The organism is Rhodoferax sp. GW821-FHT10B06 (genome assembly GCF_059415605.1).
On the sequence record NZ_JBWKNO010000016.1, the window covers coordinates 100,741 to 120,317 of the forward strand.

The window sequence follows — 19,577 nt, forward strand, 5'->3', positions numbered from 1 at the left end:
GTTTTCTTTAGTGTTGACGCAATAAGCACTAAAGAAAACGGAAACGTTTTGCGGGCATGCTCCAAAAAGCATGCTAGGCTCGATTAAATTCGCAGTCACGCAAGCATTGCTGCTGTTGGAACGAAAGAGCAACAGGAGAGTAATTTACTACTCCAAGTCAAGGCGAGTATTTGTGCTGTAGTGTATACAGCTCAAGTGGTCTTAAAAATCGAAATACTCATCGTACGCGTGCACGTTTCGTGTTGCTGGCGGTGTAGCCGTTTGGTGAGGCCACCTTGATTTGATTGCCGATTGCTGCTCGAAAGCATTGGGTGGAAAATTGCTCAGTTTGGAGTGCAGCCGCACGCTGTTGTAGAAGCCCACGATGTAGTCAGCGATGTCCGTCATGGCCTCGGCGTGGTTGGCGTAGTCGCGCTGCCAGACCCGCTCCGTCTTGAGGCTTAGGAAGGAGCGCTCCATCACCGCGTTGCCCCAGCAGTTGCCTTTGCGGCTCATGCTGCCGACTAGAGCGTAGCGCGCCAGCAGCGCCTGGTGCAGCGCGCTGGCGTACTGGCTGCCCCGGTCAGAATGAACAATCAGCCCAGGTGCTGCTTGGCGCTGCGCGATGGCCAACTGCAGCGCCGTGCACACCAACTCGGCATGCATGGTCGGTGCCATCGCCCAGCCCACGACTTTGCGTGTGTACAGATCCAGCACCACCGCCAGGTACAGCCAGCCGCTGCGCGTGCGGATGTAGGTGATGTCACTCACCCAGGGCCTGGTTGGGGTTTGGGGCCGCTCGGGTTGAAGCGACGCGCCAGCACGTTGCCTGAGACCGGCTGCGCATGACCGCTGTCGGTAGTGTGGATGAACTTGCGCCGCCACAGGGTCCGCAACCTGTTCTCGCGCATCAAACGCCGTACGCGGTAACGCCCAATGTGCAGCCCTTGAGCACGCAGCACCGCGCCCAGGCGACGGCTGCCATAGACCTTGCCGCTGGCGGCAAACTCGGCCTTCAATTGCGTGCTGACCAAGCAGGCCTTGGGCGCGAGCTTGGCGCGCTGACGGACGCCGTAGTAGCCTGAACGGCTGACGCCTAGCACGTGACACAGGCACCCGACAGGAACGGCCTTCTTGTGCAACTGCTTGACGAGCTGGTAGCTCATCGAAGCTCGCGGGCAAAGAAGGTCGATGCTTTTTTTAGGATAAACGCTTCTTCTCAATGTGGAAGACAGCGGTGTGTGCTTGCGCGGTCTACTGAATGAAGGAGTGGGCCGGAGTCAATGTATCCGCCTATCTCAAATGGGGCTCTACAACTTGTTCAGAAAATACTCAAAATTGGACGGTCTCAGCCTGCTTCAATTCGAAGAGCGACTGTGCACAAAGAGTCAGAAAAACCTTTCGGATTCAGCTAATTAACGAGTGCAGTAACGCCTGCATATTATAAAAAGTGGGGAATAAAAATAAGAAAAGCCGCATAAAACTAAAGTCTTATGCGGCTTTCAATTTGGTGGCCTGGGACGGAATCGAACCGCCGACACAAGGATTTTCAATCCTCTGCTCTACCGACTGAGCTACCGGGCCAAGACCACTATTATATACCAAGTTTAATTGCGTTTTCCACGACTCAGGTCTATTCCTAGTTGTTTTAGTTTTCGATATAGATGTGTGCGCTCTAAGCCGGTTTGTTCGGCTACGCGTGTCATGGAGCCACCTTCTTGGGCGAGGTGGAATTCGAAGTAGGCTTTTTCGAAACCATCTCGTGCTTCGCGCAATGGCTTGTCCAGGTTGAACGTCTGCTGCGCATGCGGGCTTCCATCTGCGTTATGTTGCGCTTGTAGGCCGATGCCACCGGCATCATTGGTTAATTCAGAGGCTACAACTTTGAGTTCGACTGGATGGGGTAGCGTTGCAGCGGCTGCGGGCTTGCGTGTGGCGTTGCGGGTCAGGCCGAGTTCGACGGCTTTCAATAGTTTCTGCAACGTAATGGGTTTTTCCAGGAACGAATAGGCACCTATGCGGGTTGCTTCTACGGCTGTGTCGATGGTGGCGTGCCCACTCATCATGATCACAGGCATGGTCAGTGTGCCGGTGGCGGCCCATTCCTTCAGTAGAGAGACTCCGTCCGTATCGGGCATCCAGATGTCCAGCAAGACCAAATCATGGCGCGTGCGCAGATGTGCCGCGCGGGCCTCAGCCGCATTCTCTGCAAGTTCGACGTTGTGGCCTTCATCGTTGAGGATTTCGAAGAGGAGATCGCGTATGCCGAGTTCATCGTCGACGACCAAAATGTTTGCCATGGTTGAGAGCGAGTTCCCGAATGAAAATAAAGCGTTGCAGTGCTTGCTAGGCAGCTGCTTTGTTGTGTATGGAGAATGATAACGATACTTGCGCCCCAACAACCATACCATCTGCGATGCGGTTGGAGAGGTCTATGCGGGCACCGTGTTCATCAGCGATTTTCTTGACGACAGCCAGTCCCAGTCCAGTGCCACGGCTCTTGGTGGTGACGTAGGGCTCAAAGGCCCGCTTCAAGATATTTTCTGGAAAACCAGAGCCTTGGTCGTTCACCGTGAGGCGAACGCGTTGTGCGCTGGGAATCCATTGTGTACGCAAAAGTACCTGCTGGGCCTGACCAGATGCGGCCTTGGCCTCGGATGCGTCCTGCGCGTTCTGCAGCAGGTTATGGATGACTTGGCGCAGCTGTTCTGCGTCGCCCAGAATCGGCGGGCATAGATCGTCGAGTTCGGCGGAGATTTGCACGGCCGATGCATCGTACAACTGCAGCACATCCTGCACGAGGTGGTTCAGGTCCAGTGGCTTGAGATCTGCGGTAGGTAGCCGTGCATAGTCGCGGAATTCATTGACCAGGCGTTTCATGGCTTCGACCTGGTCCACAATGGTTTTGACGGATTTGGTAAGCAAGGCTTGTTCCGGCTCGGCCACTTTGCCTGTGAGCTTCATCTCCAGTCGTTCTGCAGACAGCTGAATGGGCGTAAGCGGGTTTTTGATTTCGTGGGCTAGTCGGCGCGCGACTTCGCCCCAGGCCTGGGCGCGTTGGGCCGATACCATCTCGGAGACATCGTCAAATACCAGCAACCGGTTGCTACCAGGCAGCTCGGCACCTCGTGCTATTAAAACTATAGCATCCTGCGCAAACGGTGACTGCGTGCCGTTCAGTTCAAACGATTGTTGCCAATGGTCCAGCCCATGGTGTGTTTGCTCGCTGGCGAAGGCGGAAAACTGCTCTTGTACGCGTTCTGCGAAATGCTCCAGACCCGTTACCTCGGCGAGTGGCTTGCCTTCGTAGGCGGCCAGCGGCACGCGCAGGATGCGAGTGGCACCGGGGTTGCTGGATTCGATGACATTCTGGCTGCTCAGCACAATTACACCGGCGGTCAGGTTGTCCAGAATGGTTTGCAGATTAGCCCGCGCGGCGCTGACCTGGGCCATGCTGTGGTCTACCGCTGAGCGTGCGTCCGCAAGCTGCTGTGTCATGTCGGCGAACGAGCGTGTCAATCCACCCAGCTCGTCCTTTCCCTGCAGTACCGACTTGGGCGTCAAATCCCCAGCAGCCACTTGGCGCACACCTTCTGCAAGCAGCAGCAGTGGACGGGCGAGCTGGTTGCCCAGCACCACCGCCAGCAGCACTGCGCCGAACACGGCCAGAAATAGGCTGAGTGTCAGTGTGCCGATATACATGCGTTTAAGACCGTTGCGGGCCAGGGCGCGCTCCTGGTACTCGCGGTTGGCGGCTTGCACCGCCAGGGCGTTGTCTACCAGTTGCTGGGGCAGGGTTTGGGTGAGCTGAAGATAACGTGGCTCTGCCAGCAACCCCACGCCCGGACTTGCCACGACCGCCAATGCCTTGATTTGTGCTGGCGTGCCCGGCGTCAGTCCGGTTTCGTCCAGGCCCTCGATAGATGCAACAGCCTTCTGGCTGCGCACGTTGCGCAGTTGCTGGCTGCTGGGGTGCTCCGGATTCAGCAGAAAACGGGATTGGCCGGCGCTTGCAATCGGCTGCCCACTGGCATTCCACAGCACCACGTCATTCACGCTGAGCTGATCGCGCATGCGTTCCAGTGCCAGGCCGGCGGCGGCATCGGGGGTATCAGAGAGTTGCCGGCTGGCGCTTCGGGCCTTGTCGGCCAGGTCATTGGCCAATACGTCCAAGGTGGTTCTGCCCAGGTTCACGCCGGCATCTAGCGCACCCTCTACCTTGACGTCAAACCAGCTTTCGATGGAGCGGGACACGAACTGGTAGGACACCACGTAGATCAGCAGCCCGGGCATCAGACCTACCAGCGCAAAAATGGTGGCCAGCTTGACCAGCAAGCGGCTGCCGAATTTGCCTTTGCGTAGCCGGGTCAGCAAGCGCACAGCCATCCACACAATGACCGAAAGCAAGGTGGCGGCCACCACCACGTTGACAGCAAACAGGCGAGTGTAATTACGCTCAAACAAGGCCCGGTTGCTGGTGGACTGGGTCAGCAGCAGCAATAGGATCAACCCCACCGCCATGGCCACTACGACGCCAACCACCACAGCCCAGCGCAGCGCGCGGGTGCTGCTTTGGGCGCTGCGTGCTGCCGGCTGGCTCATTTGCCGCCTTCTTGTCCTAGGCGGATATTACGGCTGCCGGAGAGGCTCCAGTCGGCTTGGCCCAAGGTGCTGATCTGGAACGGTCGGGGGAGCTGAGACACATCCAGTCGGAAGCTGAAGTCCAGGTGGGTCTTACCGTCGAACTCGACATCCGCCGCGTCGGCAATTTTCCAGTGGGAAAAGCGCTGTATGTAGGTGAGCGCATCCGACAGGGAGTCGAAGTTCTGGCTCAGCGTTACACCCAGCCCGCTGTTGCCTATGGGAGTGGGAGATACGTTCAGACGCCAGCGCCGTGTCAGCGGCAGATAGGCCAAGCGCATATGGCGGGCCTCTGAAGCCTGTTTGCGGTCGTACCAATACCAGCGGTCACGCAGAACCTCCACTTCCGCCACAAAGAACATGGGAATGCCTTTGTTCAAGGCATCTTCTACCAGGCTGGGTAGCTCGAACTTCAGATTGGCGGAGAAAAATACACCGCCGTCTTCGCGTTCCACCTGCATCTGGCTGATTTCCACCACGGTGTTTTCGGCCCAGGCAAGAGGCTGCAGGCACAGCAAAACGTAGGCGCAAAAGCGTAGCAGAGCTTGGCTAAGCCGCACGCTTTTCCAGTAATGCGTAAAAGAATCCATCGTTATCACACAGAACATTGTCGGCTAGGGTATCCGCCGAAGTCGCCGTGTGGGGGATTAAATGCCCGGGTGACGGTTGTAAAAGTGCGTCTGTGTGGCGCGCAAGGAACGTTTCGACCTGGTCGCGTCCTTCTGCATGGAACAGCGAGCAGGTGCAGTACAGCAGACGTCCGCCGGCGCGTACCAAGGGCCAAAGCTGTTGCAGCAGGCTGGCCTGGATCGCGGCCAACTGGGCAATATCGCTCTCGCGGCGCAGCCAGCGCACATCCGGGTGGCGCCGCACAATGCCGGATGCGGTGCAGGGCGCATCCAGCAAGATGGCATCGAATAACTGGCCGTCCCACCAGGTTGCGGGTTGGTTGGCATCGGCCGCCCGCACCGTGGCGTGCAGGCCCTGGCGCTGCAGATTCTGACCAATGCGTTCGCAGCGCAGCGGGTCAATGTCCAGGGCGGTGACGTCCGCATTGGCCAACTCCAGCAGATGGGCAGTCTTGCCCCCTGGTGCTGCACAGGCGTCCAGAACGCGCAGCGGCTGGCTCAGGTCCCAACCCTGTAGCAGCAGGGGGGCGGCTAATTGTGCGGCGGCATCTTGTACCGAGACAGCCCCTTCGGCAAAGCCCGGGATTTGCTGTACCGGCATGGGGTTTGCCAGGAGCAGACCAGAAGTACCCACCAGGGTTGCTTCAATATTCATAGCTGCCAGCGCAGATATTACCTGCGCTGGAGTCGATTTTCTTGCATTAACCCGCAGGCTCATGGGCGCATGCGTATTGTTGGCTTGAAGGATGTTTTTCCACTGCTGTGGCTGCTCTTGCTTGAGCCGTTGAATCCACCAGCGAGGGTGGTTCCACACGGCCACCGGGTCGCGCTCGGTGGCGGTCACCAGGGCTTCGCGCTCGCGTAGAAAGCGGCGCAGGCAGGCGTTGATGAAGCTGGCCTGTGCCTTGGCCTTGCCGCGCTGTGCCGCTTCTACGGTTTGGTCCACCAGGGTAAAGATTTCATAGGGCGCCTCGGCGTCCAGCCAGACCAGGGCCAATGCTGTGCACAGCAGAGCGTCGGCAGGTGCAGGTGGTGCACGGCGCGCCAGCTGCAAACGCAGGGCTTCTGCCCGACCCAGGTTGCGCAGGGTATGGAATACGATGGCCTGCACCCCGGGGCGCAGGGGGCCATTGACGGCCGCCAAAGAGGGCGTGGCCGAAGTGCCGCCACGGATGGCTTGCAACACGTCGGCTGCAGCCTGCAGCTGGCGCCATAAAGGAATCGGCGCTGCAGTGTGCGGCGCCATTTTGTGACCCTGCGCGGGGGATGCGGTCATAGGTGAAAGTATCTCGGGTGGCAGAGTTTCAAAATGCTTGGGCCATACGGAAACCAAACAGCCAGGCCAACAGCCGGGCGGGAAATTGCGCAATGGCGGCGTTGTAGCTATGCACGGCCTGGCCGAAGGCAATGCGCGCGTGCTGTACCTGTAGGCCTGCATCTTGCCATTGCAAGAGCAGGCTCGGGGGAAGGGGGGCGCCGTCCTGGCCATGCCCGTCTGTGCAGACGCGTAGCCAGGCGGTTTGCAGCACTTCATCGGCCGCAGCCAGGGCCCGGATGGCAGTCGCTTTCAAGGGGCGATCGCGCGCCACCGCCAGGGATGCAGTGAGTTGCTGGAGCGCACCGAGTAGTCCCGCCCACGATTGGTTGGATGCCCCCTCGGCTATGGTCATATCTACAGAGGCATATGCAGTTTGCGCGGCTGCGATGATCTCCGCATAGCGCTGCAACTGCAGTGCCACGGGCGCAAAGGCGCGGGACGCCTGCGAGCGCAGCCGGACCAGCCGGTTGTAGGCGCCTACAGACCAAAATAGTAAGGTGGCACACAGGCACCACCAGACGATGCTTGAAGAAATCAACGGCAGAGCTTCCAATGCAAAGCGAGGCGGGGCGGTCACGCAAGCCAGGCCCCATAAAAAAACACCCCAAGCCCCGGTGAGGGCTTGAGGTGCTTGGCTTAGGGCCGTCGGCTTTTGTTACTCTCCGACGTGGCCTTCGCTGACTTCCGCGCTGGCGGTTTCGTCTTGCGTTCCTGCAAGCTCAGCCGCTTCGGCTTCGGCGATGGCGCGGCGCTCGGCGTCGTCCATCAGGTCCTTGGCGACACGGGCCTGGTGGTAGGCCATGCCGGTACCAGCGGGTATCAGGCGGCCGACGATCACGTTTTCCTTCAGGCCACGCAGCTCGTCGCGTTTGCCCATGATGGCGGCTTCGGTCAGCACGCGCGTGGTTTCCTGGAAGGACGCGGCGCTGATGAAGCTGTCGGTGGACAGCGATGCCTTGGTAATACCCAGCAACAGGTTGGTAAACGTTGCAGGGGTCTTGCCTTCAGCACGCAGGGCGTCATTGGTGTCCAGCATTTCGCTGCGTTCCACTTGTTCGCCGTTGATGTAGCCGGAGTCACCTGCGTTCTCTACCACCACACGGCGCAGCATCTGGCGCACGATCACTTCAATGTGCTTGTCGTTGATCTTCACGCCTTGCAAGCGGTACACGTCCTGCACTTCGTCCACGATGTAGCGGGCCAGTTCTTCCATGCCCAGCAAGCGCAAAATGTCTTGTGGGTCGGCTGGGCCGTCCACAATGTTTTCGCCCTTGTTGACCACTTGGCCTTCGTGCACCAGGATGCTCTTTTCCTTGGGGATCAGTTCGTCCCAGACCTTGCCTTCTGGATCGGTGATTTGCAGGCGAACCTTGCCCTTGGTTTCCTTGCCGAACGACACGGTACCGGTCATTTCGGCCAGCATGCCCTTGTCCTTCGGCGTACGGGCTTCGAACAACTCGGCCACACGTGGCAAACCGCCGGTAATGTCGCGGGTCTTCTGGCCTTCGATCGGGATACGGGCCAGCACTTCGCCGCGGCCGACTTCCTGGCCGTCGCGCACCTGGATCAGTGCACCAACAGGGAAGCCGATGGTCACGGAGTGGTCGGTACCGGTGATCTTCACTTCGTTACCCGACGCGTCGATCAGTTTGACTTGGGGACGCACGACCTTGGCTGCACCGCGGCGCTTCGGATCGATAACCACCAGGGTTGCCAGACCGGTCACTTCGTCCACCTGGCGGGCCACGGTCAGACCTTCTTCCACATTCTCAAACTTGCTGGTACCAGCGAACTCGGTAATGATGGGGCGGGTCAACGGATCCCAGTTGGCCAGAATGGTGCCGGCCTTGACAGCCTGGTCCACCTTGACCGACAGAATGGCACCGTAAGGCACTTTGTGACGTTCGCGTTCGCGGCCATGCTCGGTGATGATGATTTCACCGGAGCGGGCAATCACGACCAACTCGTTCTTGCTGTTGGTCACGTAGCGCATCGTGGCGTTGAAGCCGATCGTGCCGTTGGACTTGGCTTCCACGCTGGAGGCGATGGCCGCACGGGATGCGGCACCACCGATGTGGAAGGTACGCATGGTCAGCTGGGTACCAGGTTCGCCGATAGATTGCGCTGCAATCACACCCACGGCCTCGCCACCGTTGATCAGACCACCGCGACCCAGATCGCGGCCATAGCACTTGGCGCAGATGCCAAAGCGGGTGGCGCAGGTCAGTGCGGTACGCACTTTGACTTCGTCCACACCAGCGGTTTCCAAGATGTCGAGCATGTCCTCGTCCATCATGGCACCAGCGCTAGCCAGGACCGAGCGATCTTCGGGGTGCAGCACATCTTCCGCGGCGGTACGACCCAGAATGCGGTCGCGCAGCGATTCGATGACTTCACCACCTTCGACGATAGCGCGCATCAGGTAGCCGTTGGCCGTGCCACAGTCGTTTTCGGTCACGACCAAGTCCTGCGTCACATCCACCAGACGACGGGTCAGGTAACCCGAGTTGGCGGTCTTCAAAGCCGTATCCGCGAGACCCTTACGGGCACCGTGGGTGGAAATGAAGTATTCCAACACGTTCAAACCTTCGCGGAAGTTCGCGGTAATCGGCGTTTCAATGATGGAACCGTCCGGCTTGGCCATCAGACCCCGCATACCGGCCACCTGGCGAATCTGGGCTGCAGAACCACGGGCGCCAGAGTCGGCCATCATGTAGATGGAGTTGAAAGACTCTTGCTCGACTTCCTTGCCGTCACGATCGATGGTCTTCTCTTTGGAGAGCTGGGACATCATGACCTTGGAGACTTCGTCACCGGCCTTGCCCCAAATGTCCACCACCTTGTTGTAGCGTTCGCCAGCCGTCACCAAGCCAGAAACGTACTGGTTGGCGATCTCTTTGACTTCCTTCTCGGCGCGGGCAATGATGCCGTGCTTTTCTTGTGGTACCAGCATGTCGTCGATGCAGATCGAGATACCGGCTTTGGTAGCCAGACGGAAACCGTTTTGCAACAGCTTGTCGGCAAACACCACGGTCTCTTTCAATCCGCACTTGCGGAACGACACGTTGATCAGCTTGGAGATTTCCTTCTTCTTCAACGCCTTGTTGATGTTAGAGAAAGGCAGGCCCTTGGGCAGGATTTCGGATAGCAGCGCACGGCCCGCGGTGGTTTCCCACAGCTTGGTTGATGGCACGAACTCGCCGGTGGCCTTGTCCTTGGTGTACTCGGTCAGGCGGACGTTGATGCGGGCAGTCAGTTCGACCTGGCCGGCGTCAAATGCGCGCTGCACTTCACCGGTATCGGAGAAGATCAGACCCTCGCCCTTGCCATTCACACGGTCACGGGTCGTGTAGTACAGACCCAGCACCACGTCCTGGCTTGGCACGATCGATGGTTCACCGTTGGCAGGGAACAGAATGTTGTTCGAGGCCAGCATCAGCGTGCGGGCTTCCATCTGCGCTTCTACCGACAAGGGTACGTGAACAGCCATCTGGTCACCGTCAAAGTCGGCGTTGAATGCCGAGCAGACGAGTGGGTGCAGTTGGATGGCTTTGCCTTCGATCAGGATGGGTTCAAAAGCCTGGATGCCCAAACGGTGCAGCGTAGGCGCACGGTTCAGCATGATGGGGTGCTCTTTGATCACCTCTTCCAGGATGTCCCAAACCACTGGCGTGCCGGATTCCACTTCCTTCTTGGCCGCCTTGATGGTGGTCGCAATGCCCATGGCTTCCAGGCGCGAGAAGATGAATGGCTTGAACAGTTCCAGAGCCATCAGCTTGGGCAGGCCGCACTGGTGCAGCTTGAGGGTCGGGCCCACCACAATGACCGAACGGCCAGAGTAGTCGACGCGCTTGCCCAGCAAGTTCTGACGGAAACGACCGCTCTTGCCCTTGATCATGTCGGCCAGGGACTTCAGTGCACGCTTGTTGGCTCCGGTCATGGCCTTGCCGCGGCGACCGTTGTCTAACAACGAATCGACAGCTTCTTGCAGCATGCGCTTTTCGTTGCGGGCAATGATTTCCGGCGCCTTCAGTTCCAGCAGACGGCGCAGACGGCTGTTGCGGTTGATGACGCGACGGTACAAGTCATTCAGATCGGATGTGGCAAAACGGCCACCGTCCAGTGGCACCAGCGGACGCAGGTCCGGTGGCAGCACGGGCAGCACATTCAGCACCATCCATTCAGGTTTGATGCCTGATTTTTTGAATGCTTCCAGCAGCTTGAGGCGCTTGGCGTTCTTCTTGATCTTGACTTCGGAACCGGTCAGGTCGTTGCGCAGGCGCTCGATGGAAGAATCGATTTCGATGGCTTCCAGCAAGTCCTTGATGCCTTCCGCACCCATCTTGGCCACGAACTCGTCGCCGTATTCCTTGGTCTTGGCATCGAAGTCATCCTCCGACATGATCGCGAATTTCTTCAACGGGGTCATGCCAGGGTCGGTGACAACATATGCTTCAAAGTAGAGCACGCGTTCAATGTCGCGCAGCGTCATGTCCAGTACCAGGCCCAGACGCGATGGCAACGACTTCAGGAACCAGATGTGGGCGCAAGGCGCGGCCAGATCGATGTGGCCCATCCGCTCCCGGCGTACCTTGGTCTGCGTGACTTCAACGCCGCACTTTTCGCAGATGACACCGCGGTGCTTGAGGCGCTTGTACTTGCCGCACAGGCATTCGTAGTCCTTGATAGGGCCAAAAATCTTGGCGCAGAACAAACCATCACGCTCTGGCTTGAAGGTACGGTAGTTGATGGTTTCAGGCTTTTTGACTTCACCGAAAGACCACGAGCGGATCTTTTCGGGCGAAGCCATACCGATCCGAATGGCATCGAAATGCGAGTCGGGGGTGAACTGCTTGAACAGGTCGAGTAATGATTTCATGTGTTAAATCCTTTTCTTGTCCGCAATTAGCTACGCTCGAGTTCGATGTCCAGGCCCAAGGAACGGATTTCCTTGACCAGCACGTTGAACGATTCCGGCATGCCTGCTTCAATAGCGTGTTCGCCCTTGACGATGCTTTCGTACACCTTGGTACGGCCCACCACGTCGTCGGACTTCACGGTTAGCATTTCCTGCAGTGTGTAGGACGCGCCGTACGCTTCCAGTGCCCACACTTCCATCTCCCCGAAGCGCTGTCCACCGAACTGGGCTTTACCGCCCAGTGGTTGTTGCGTAACCAAGCTGTAGGGGCCGGTAGAACGTGCGTGCATCTTGTCGTCAACCAAATGGTGCAGCTTCAAGAAGTGCATATAGCCCACGGTGGTAGGACGCTCAAAAGGCTCACCCGAGCGGCCGTCAAACAGATTTGCCTGGGTGCGCGTAGCGGTCAGACCTTTGTGCTTGGCAATGTCGTCCGGATAGGCCAGTTGCAGCATGCCACGGATGTCTTCTTCAGACGCGCCATCGAACACGGGCGTTGCGAAGGTGGCACCGTTAGACATATTCGCCGCCATGTTCAGAACCTCTTGGTCGCTGAGTTGGCTCAGGTCTTCCTTGCGGCCAGAACCGTTGTACAGCTTGTCCATGAAGCTACGGACTTCTGCCACCTTGGCTTCGGCTTGCAACATGTCGCCGATGCGTTGGCCAATACCCTTTGCGGCCCAACCCAAATGCACTTCCAGAACCTGACCGACGTTCATCCGCGATGGCACGCCCAGTGGGTTCAAGCAGATGTCGCAAGGTGTGCCATCGGCCATGTAAGGCATGTCTTCGACTGGAACGATCTTGGATACCACGCCCTTGTTACCGTGGCGGCCGGCCATCTTGTCGCCGGGTTGCAGGCGGCGCTTGACAGCCAAGTAAACCTTGACCATCTTCAGCACGCCCGCTGGCAATTCGTCGCCTTGCGTCAGCTTCTTGCGCTTTTCTTCGTAGGCCAGGTCGAAGCTGTGACGGGTTTGCTCCAGAGAGTTCTTGATGGACTCCAGCTGGCTTGCAACTTCTTCGTCCGCGGGGCGGATATCGAACCAATGGAACTTCTCCACCGAAGACAGGTACGCCTTGTCGAGTTTGGTGCCTTTGGCCAGCTTTTGCGGGCCGCCATTGGCAACCTTACCAATCAACAGCTTCTCGATACGGTCGAACGCGTCGGCTTCCACGATGCGCAATTGGTCGTTCAGGTCCAGGCGGAAGCGCTTCAGTTCATCGTCGATGATCTGCTGGGCGCGTTTGTCACGCACGATACCTTCACGGGTGAACACTTGCACGTCGATCACGGTGCCTTGTGAACCCTGGTCTACGCGCAAGGACGTGTCTTTCACGTCGCTGGCTTTTTCACCGAAGATGGCGCGCAGCAATTTTTCCTCTGGCGTCAGCGTGGTTTCGCCCTTAGGGGTGACCTTGCCGACCAGCGTGTCGCCGGGCTGCACTTCTGCACCCACGTAGATGATGCCGGATTCGTCCAGGCGGTTCAGCTGCTGTTCGCTCAGATTTGGAATATCGCGGGTGATTTCTTCCGCGCCCAGCTTGGTGTCACGGGCCATCACCACCAGTTCCTCGATGTGGATCGAGGTGTAGCGGTCGTCCGCAACCACGCGTTCGGAGATCAAGATCGAATCTTCGAAGTTGTAGCCGTTCCAGGGCATGAAGGCGATCAGCATGTTCTGACCAATGGCGATTTCACCGAAGTCGGTGGATGCACCGTCGGCAATCACATCGCCCTTGACCAGTTTGTCGCCTTTCTTGACGATGGGGCGTTGATGGATGTTGGTGTTCTGATTGGAACGTTGGTACTTGATCAGGTTGTAGATGTCCACACCCACTTCACCGGCCGCTGCTTCGGCGTCGTTCACGCGGATCACGATACGGGTCGCATCGACGTAGTCAACGATACCGCCACGGGTCGCGGTCACCACGGTGCCGGAGTCGACTGCTGCAACGCGTTCAATGCCAGTACCGACCAGGGGCTTTTCAGGACGCAGCACAGGCACAGCCTGGCGCGACATGTTGGCGCCCATCAATGCGCGGTTCGCATCATCGTGCTCCAGGAATGGGACCAGCGAAGCAGCCACGGAAACGATTTGTGCAGGTGACACATCCATGTACTGCACACGTTCGGCGCCGACCAAGATGGATTCACCTTTTTCACGCGCAGAAACCAGGTCGCCGGTGAGCTTGCCTTCTTTGTCCAGAGCCGCATTGGCCTGGGCAATGACGTATTTACCTTCTTCAATAGCCGACAGATAGTCGATATCGTTGGTGACCTTGCTGTCTACCACGCGGCGGTACGGTGTTTCGATGAAGCCGTATTCGTTCAGGCGTGCATATAAAGCCAAGGAGTTGATCAGACCGATGTTTGGACCTTCAGGCGTTTCAATCGGGCATACGCGACCGTAGTGGGTCACGTGCACGTCGCGCACTTCGAAGCCGGCACGTTCGCGGGTCAAACCGCCCGGGCCAAGGGCCGACACACGGCGCTTATGGGTGATTTCTGCCAGCGGGTTGGTCTGGTCCATGAACTGAGACAACTGCGAAGCACCGAAGAACTCTTTTAGAGCCGCAGAAATCGGCTTGCTGTTGATCAGGTCGTGCGGCATCAAAGGCTCTTGCTCGGCCTGGCCCAGACGTTCCTTCACGGCTTTTTCGATACGAGCCAAACCTGCACGGTATTGGTTTTCTGCCAGCTCGCCCACGCAACGCACGCGGCGGTTACCTAAATGGTCGATGTCGTCGACTTCGCCGCGGCCATTGCGCAGATCCACCAGAATCTTGACTACTGCCAGGATGTCTTCGTTGGTCAGCACCATGGGGCCGGTGGACTCGTTACGGCCCATCTTGGCGTTGAACTTCATGCGACCAACGCGCGACAGATCGTAGGTGTCCGGGTTGTAAAACAGACGTTGGAACAGTGCCTGTACCGCGTCTTCCGTTGGTGGCTCGCCAGGACGCATCATGCGATAGATCGCAACGCGAGCGGCGAATTCGTCTACGGTTTCATCGCTACGCAATGTTTGCGAAATGTAAGCGCCTTGGTCCAGCTCGTTGGTATAGATGCATTGCAGATCTTGCACGCCAGCGCCGCGGAGTTTCTTGAGCAGCGCTTCGGTCAACTCTTCGTTGGCCTTGGCAATGATTTCACCGGTGTCGGCATCAACGATATTCTTGGCAACCACGCGGCCCACCAGGAAGTCTTCAGGCACGCTGATATGGGTCGTATTGGATTGCTCCATATCACGGGTGTGGCGAGCGGTAATGCGCTTGTCCTTGGCGACGACGACCTTGCCGGTTTTATCCGTGATGTCGAAACGAGCCACTTCACCGCGCAGACGTTCTGCCACAAATTCCATTTGTGCGCCGCTGTCCATCAGGCGGAAGTTATCGTTGACGAAGAAGTTCGCCAAAATGGACTCGGGGGTCAAGCCAATCGCTTTGAGCAGAATGGTGACGGGCATCTTGCGACGGCGGTCCACTCGGAAGTACAGAATGTCTTTGGGGTCGAACTCGAAGTCGAGCCAGGAGCCACGGTAGGGGATCACGCGTGCGGAGAAAAGCAGCTTGCCCGAGCTGTGGGTTTTACCCTTGTCGTGTTCGAAAAATACACCCGGTGAACGGTGCAACTGCGACACGATGACACGTTCCGTGCCATTGATGATGAACGAGCCCTTTTCAGTCATCAGGGGCACTTCGCCCATATAGACTTCTTGCTCTTTGACTTCCTTGACGACCTTGGACTGGGAGGTGGAAGACTCGCGGTCATAAATGACCAGTTGTACTTTTGCCCGCACAGCAGACGCGAACGTCAAACCCCGGGTTTGGCATTCGCGTACGTCGAATGCAGGTTTGGCGAGGTTGTACTCAACGTACTTCATTTCCACAAAACCGTTGTGGGAAACGATAGGGAATGCGGCGTCAAATGCAGCCTGTAGACCTTCGACTGTGCGCTTCTGAGGGGCGATATCGGCTTGCAAAAATGCGGTGTAAGCATCTTTTTGCATCTGCAACAAGTAGGGAACTTCAAGTACGCTGTCGCGACTTCCGAAATTTTTACGAATGCGTTTGCGTTCGGTGTACGTATAAGCCATGAGATCTCCGGGGGCAAGGACTGGGGGTCCAGGGGGGGCCTGTCAACTGTCGTTTTGCGCATCATGCGCAACAAACTTGGCGGTTGGCCACTACCAACCATGGCGGACGATTGCGCATTGCACGCAATCCGAACCAAGGCATCTTCTGCAGTCGGAGCCAGAAGACACTGAAAAAGAACGACCAGCGCTACTTTTCAGTGTTCTCTTACAAGCGCCAAAGGCTGGGAGCCCTTGTGGAGCTCCCAGCCTCAGCAAAGCAACTTGCTTACTTCAATTCAGCCTTAGCACCGGCTTCCACCAGTTTCTTCAGAGCTGCTTCAGCATCAGCCTTGGCAATGCCTTCCTTGACTGCCTTGGGGGCGCCGTCAACCAGGTCCTTAGCTTCTTTCAAGCCCAGGCCGGTGATTTCGCGCACAGCCTTAATGACCGACACCTTGTTGGCGCCAGCTTCGACCAGCACAACATTGAACTCGGTCTTTTCTTCTGCAGCAGCGGCTGGGCCAGCAGCAGCAGCAGGGCCAGCCATGGCGGCAGCGCTCACGCCAAACTTCTCTTCGATGGCTTTCACCAGGTCGTTGAGTTCCAAGACCGTCATGCTGTCCAGCGCGGTCAAAAATGCGTCTTTATCGAATGCCATTTTGATTTCCAGTAATTTCAGTTGGGGACAGACTTCGCATATGCAAAGCACTATCCAACAAAGTTTTTGTCAATATCGACCGTAACAACTACGTTAGGCCGGAGCAACTTCTGCAGCCACTTCGGTGGTTGCTTCGGCTGCAGAGCCTGCGCCCTTTTTGTCCGCCAGGGCGGCCAGCACACGTGCCGTACGCGAAATGGGGGACTGCATCAAGCCCAGCAATTGCGCCAGCAAAACTTCCTTGGAAGGAATGCTTGCCAACTGCTTAACGCCGTTCACGTCCAGAGCTTTTCCACCGAAAGCGCCACCCCGAATTACCAACTTATCATTGGTCTTCGAGAATTCAGCCACCACTTTTGCGGCGGCGACGGCGTCAACAGAAAAGCCATAGATCAGCGGACCGGTCATCTGGTCGGACACAACTTCAAATGCACTGCCTGCGACAGCACGGCGAGCCAGGGTGTTCTTCAACACGCTGAGGGTCACACCGTTGCTACGCGCAGCCGAGCGCAATTTGGTCATGTCAGCGACCGTGATGCCACGGTACTCCGCCATCACGAGCGTTTGAGCTTTAGCGGCGAGGCTGGTCACATCGGTAATGACCGCTTCTTTCTCACTGCGATTAAGACTCAAGGTCTACTCCTTAAAAAGTGCCGTTCGGCTGATTGCCGTTCAACACACTACTTTGCAGCGACCAACTGTTTCGGAACATATTCCATCTGCAGCGGGATCGCCATCTGCGTTGGTTTTCACTGATTAAGTGCAGACAAGCTGCACACCAACGGTCTTGGATGGCTCGCCTGGATAGAAATATCCCGACGACCCACCACTTTGAAGCCTTTTTTCTCAAAGGCTTCAAATTTTGCGATTACGCTGCGATGGTTTGCGTGTCGACGCGAACGCCCACACCCATCGTGCTCGAAACCGCAACTTTTCTTAAATACAAACCCTTGCTGGATGCAGGTTTGGCCTTTGCCAAAGCATCGATCAAGGCAGCCAAGTTGCCTTGCAGCTTGTCAGAATCGAACGAGCGGCGGCCAATCGTGCTGTGCACAATACCTGCCTTGTCAACGCGGAATTGGACTTGACCAGCTTTCGCATTTTTGACGGCCGTTGCTACATCAGGGGTTACCGTGCCAACTTTTGGGTTAGGCATCAGGCCACGTGGGCCCAGGATCTGACCCAAGGTACCAACGATACGCATTGCATCAGGAGCAGCAATTACAACGTCAAAAGGCATATCGCCAGCCTTGATCATTGCAGCCAAGTCGTCCATACCGACGATGTCGGCACCAGCCGCTTTGGCTTCTTCAGCCTTGGCGCCTTGGGCAAACACGGCAACACGCTTGGTTTTGCCGGTGCCATTGGGCAGCACGACAGCGCCACGCACCACTTGGTCCGATTTTTTGGCATCGATACCGAGTTGGACCGCCACGTCGATGGATTCATCGAACTTGGCATTTGCGCATTCCTTGACGATAGCCAAAGCGTCACCCAGAGGGTACAGCTTGGTGGTATCAATCTTGCCAACAAAGGCTTTTTGTTTTTTGGTCAATTTGGACATTTACACGCCCTCCACATTCACACCCATGGAACGGGCGGTACCTGCGATGGTGCGAACAGCGGCGTCCAAATCGGCGGCCGTCATGTCCTTCATCTTGGTTTTTGCAATTTCTTCCAGTTGAGCGCGGGTAATTTTGCCGACCTTGGCGCTGTGCGGTGTGGAAGAGCCCTTGTCGAGCTTGATCGACTTCTTGATCAAAACGGTCGCAGGCGGTGTCTTGATGATGAAGGTGAAGCTCTTGTCTGCGAATGCAGTGATAACCACTGGCAAAGGCAGGCCTGGCTCAACACCTTGGGTCTGCGCATTGAATGCCTTGCAGAATTCCATGATGTTCAGACCGCGTTGACCCAGTGCGGGGCCGATCGGTGGGGATGGGTTGGCCTTACCGGCTGGTACTTGCAGCTTGATAAAACCGACGATTTTTTTCGCCATTTTTTACTCCTTGCGGGTGATATCGCTGATGTTCGTCATAACAGACATGCATCGGCTCCCCGGGGTTGCGACTCTCAAAACATCCAAGCCGAGTCGTAAAACTTGGAATCCTAAAATTTGATGTGACGGATCAGGTCTTCTCGATCTGGCTAAATTCCAGCTCAACCGGTGTGGCACGTCCAAAAATGGTGACCGAAACGCGAACTTTGCTTTTCTCGTAGTTCACTTCTTCGACAGAACCATTGAAGTCGGTAAAAGGACCTTCCTTCACACGAACAAATTCGCCAACCAAAAACTCCACCTTGTGGCGTGGCTTATCCGTGCCTTCTTGCATTTGACTGACGATTTTCTGAACTTCAGATTCAGAGATCGGGGCAGGACGATTCTTGGCGCCGCCCACGAAACCAGTCACTTTATTTGTGTGTTTGACCAAATGCCAGGATTCATCATCCATGACCATTTCGACAAAGACATAACCTGGAAACAGACGACGTTCCGTGGTTTTGCGTTGGCCATTCTTGATTTCAACGACTTCTTCTGTTGGAACCAGAATACGTGCAAACTTTTGCTGCATGCCAGACTGCTGGATGCGCTCGGTAATATTGCGCTCAACTGCTTTTTCCATTCCGGAGTAAGCGTGCACGATATACCAGCGCAAGTCTGGATTGACGGGGGTGGCGGGCGTTTCTGCTGCGCCGGTTTCTACAACATCAGTCATTACTTTTTCCAGCCCAGAATCAAGTCGTAAAAAACCCATTCCAGCGTCTTATCGGTGAGCCAGAGGAACAAGGCCATGATGACCACAAAGCCGAAGACGTAAAGCGTCATCTGGGTAGCCTCTTTGCGTGTAGGCCAGACAACCTTCTTGACTTCTCGCCAAGCATCGCGCCCAAACGCCAGCAACTGTTTGCCAGGTTCGGAGGCCATAAACAAAGCAATAGCTGCGGCTATGCCAACGATCAATGCCCCCCACTGGGCAATTTGCCCTTGCTTGCTGAGGAGGTAAAAGGCGGCCAATGCAGCAACAACCAAAGCAGCAGACAAGCCTAGTTTGGCTTTGTCCGCGTTGGTATTTACTGTTTCAACTTGTGAAGTGGCCATTTTTGGCTTTTTCCTGCTTCAAATACATGGTGTGTCCGGAGACACAGAAGCCCGTCAGGGCATGACGGGCTTTGTCTATCGCCACCTTTATTAATTAGGTGGCAGGGGCGGAAGGAATCGAACCATCAACCTTCGGTTTTGGAGACCGACGCTCTGCCAATTGAGCTACGCCCCTACAAAATTAAGCAATGATCTTGGCAACCACGCCGGCGCCGACGGTCTTGCCGCCTTCACGGATGGCGAAACGCAGACCTTCTT

At 56.9% G+C, this 19,577-nt stretch carries 14 protein-coding genes, 2 tRNA genes and 1 pseudogene; all 17 read right to left on the reverse strand.

Going from position 1 to position 19,577, the window contains the following annotated elements; translation table 11 throughout:
* Positions 1 to 285: 285 nt before the first annotated feature.
* A pseudogene (locus AC07O2_RS20945) lies at positions 286 to 968 on the reverse strand (IS3 family transposase); the annotation flags it as partial.
* 519 nt (positions 969 to 1,487) lie between these two features.
* A tRNA-Phe gene (locus AC07O2_RS20950) sits at positions 1,488 to 1,563 on the reverse strand.
* A 23-nt stretch (positions 1,564 to 1,586) separates the two neighbouring features.
* Positions 1,587 to 2,279 carry a response regulator gene (locus tag AC07O2_RS20955; RefSeq protein ID WP_495105768.1) on the reverse strand — a complete coding sequence of 231 codons (693 nt, stop codon included), beginning with the start codon at positions 2,277 to 2,279 and terminating at the stop codon, positions 1,587 to 1,589.
* Between the two features lie 46 nt (positions 2,280 to 2,325).
* Positions 2,326 to 4,581, reverse strand: a complete 2,256-nt coding sequence (locus tag AC07O2_RS20960) for a sensor histidine kinase (protein WP_495234247.1) — start codon at positions 4,579 to 4,581, stop codon at positions 2,326 to 2,328.
* Positions 4,578 to 5,180, reverse strand: coding sequence for a DUF4390 domain-containing protein (locus AC07O2_RS20965; protein ID WP_495234248.1), 603 nt, complete (start codon positions 5,178 to 5,180; stop codon positions 4,578 to 4,580). The genes AC07O2_RS20960 and AC07O2_RS20965 overlap by 4 nt, the downstream gene beginning before the upstream one ends.
* Positions 5,170 to 6,525 carry a 16S rRNA (cytosine(967)-C(5))-methyltransferase RsmB gene (gene rsmB / locus AC07O2_RS20970; protein ID WP_495234249.1) on the reverse strand — a complete coding sequence of 452 codons (1,356 nt, stop codon included), beginning with the start codon at positions 6,523 to 6,525 and terminating at the stop codon, positions 5,170 to 5,172. Before rsmB ends, AC07O2_RS20965 begins: the two co-directional genes overlap by 11 nt.
* 28 nt (positions 6,526 to 6,553) lie before the next feature.
* Positions 6,554 to 7,144 carry a LemA family protein gene (locus tag AC07O2_RS20975; protein ID WP_495234250.1) on the reverse strand — a complete coding sequence of 197 codons (591 nt, stop codon included), beginning with the start codon at positions 7,142 to 7,144 and terminating at the stop codon, positions 6,554 to 6,556.
* 78 nt (positions 7,145 to 7,222) lie between these two features.
* Positions 7,223 to 11,446 (reverse strand): DNA-directed RNA polymerase subunit beta', encoded by a 4,224-nt coding sequence (rpoC, locus tag AC07O2_RS20980; protein ID WP_495105772.1) that lies wholly within the window; start codon positions 11,444 to 11,446, stop codon positions 7,223 to 7,225.
* Positions 11,447 to 11,472: 26 nt separating this feature from the next.
* Positions 11,473 to 15,585 (reverse strand): DNA-directed RNA polymerase subunit beta, encoded by a 4,113-nt coding sequence (gene rpoB / locus AC07O2_RS20985; protein WP_495100022.1) that lies wholly within the window; start codon positions 15,583 to 15,585, stop codon positions 11,473 to 11,475.
* Positions 15,586 to 15,850: 265 nt separating this feature from the next.
* Complete coding sequence (rplL, locus tag AC07O2_RS20990; protein ID WP_490592162.1) at positions 15,851 to 16,222, reverse strand: 50S ribosomal protein L7/L12; 372 nt, start codon at positions 16,220 to 16,222, stop codon at positions 15,851 to 15,853.
* Positions 16,223 to 16,315: 93 nt separating this feature from the next.
* On the reverse strand, positions 16,316 to 16,855 hold the full coding sequence (rplJ, locus tag AC07O2_RS20995; RefSeq protein WP_495100021.1) for a 50S ribosomal protein L10: 540 nt from the start codon (positions 16,853 to 16,855) through the stop codon (positions 16,316 to 16,318).
* Positions 16,856 to 17,090: 235 nt separating this feature from the next.
* Positions 17,091 to 17,786 carry a 50S ribosomal protein L1 gene (rplA, locus tag AC07O2_RS21000; RefSeq protein WP_495100020.1) on the reverse strand — a complete coding sequence of 232 codons (696 nt, stop codon included), beginning with the start codon at positions 17,784 to 17,786 and terminating at the stop codon, positions 17,091 to 17,093.
* Positions 17,787 to 18,218 carry a 50S ribosomal protein L11 gene (rplK, locus tag AC07O2_RS21005; protein ID WP_092762877.1) on the reverse strand — a complete coding sequence of 144 codons (432 nt, stop codon included), beginning with the start codon at positions 18,216 to 18,218 and terminating at the stop codon, positions 17,787 to 17,789.
* A gap of 130 nt (positions 18,219 to 18,348) precedes the next feature.
* The gene (gene nusG, locus AC07O2_RS21010) at positions 18,349 to 18,936 is read right to left on the reverse strand and encodes a transcription termination/antitermination protein NusG (RefSeq protein ID WP_490592165.1); all 588 of its coding nucleotides are present in this window, start codon (positions 18,934 to 18,936) and stop codon (positions 18,349 to 18,351) included.
* The gene (secE, locus tag AC07O2_RS21015) at positions 18,936 to 19,319 is read right to left on the reverse strand and encodes a preprotein translocase subunit SecE (RefSeq protein WP_495105774.1); all 384 of its coding nucleotides are present in this window, start codon (positions 19,317 to 19,319) and stop codon (positions 18,936 to 18,938) included. Before secE ends, nusG begins: the two co-directional genes overlap by 1 nt.
* 99 nt (positions 19,320 to 19,418) lie before the next feature.
* A tRNA-Trp gene (locus AC07O2_RS21020) sits at positions 19,419 to 19,494 on the reverse strand.
* Between the two features lie 6 nt (positions 19,495 to 19,500).
* A partial coding sequence (locus tag AC07O2_RS21025) for an EF-Tu C-terminal domain-related protein (RefSeq protein ID WP_495234252.1) occupies positions 19,501 to 19,577 on the reverse strand: 77 nt, incomplete at its 5' end.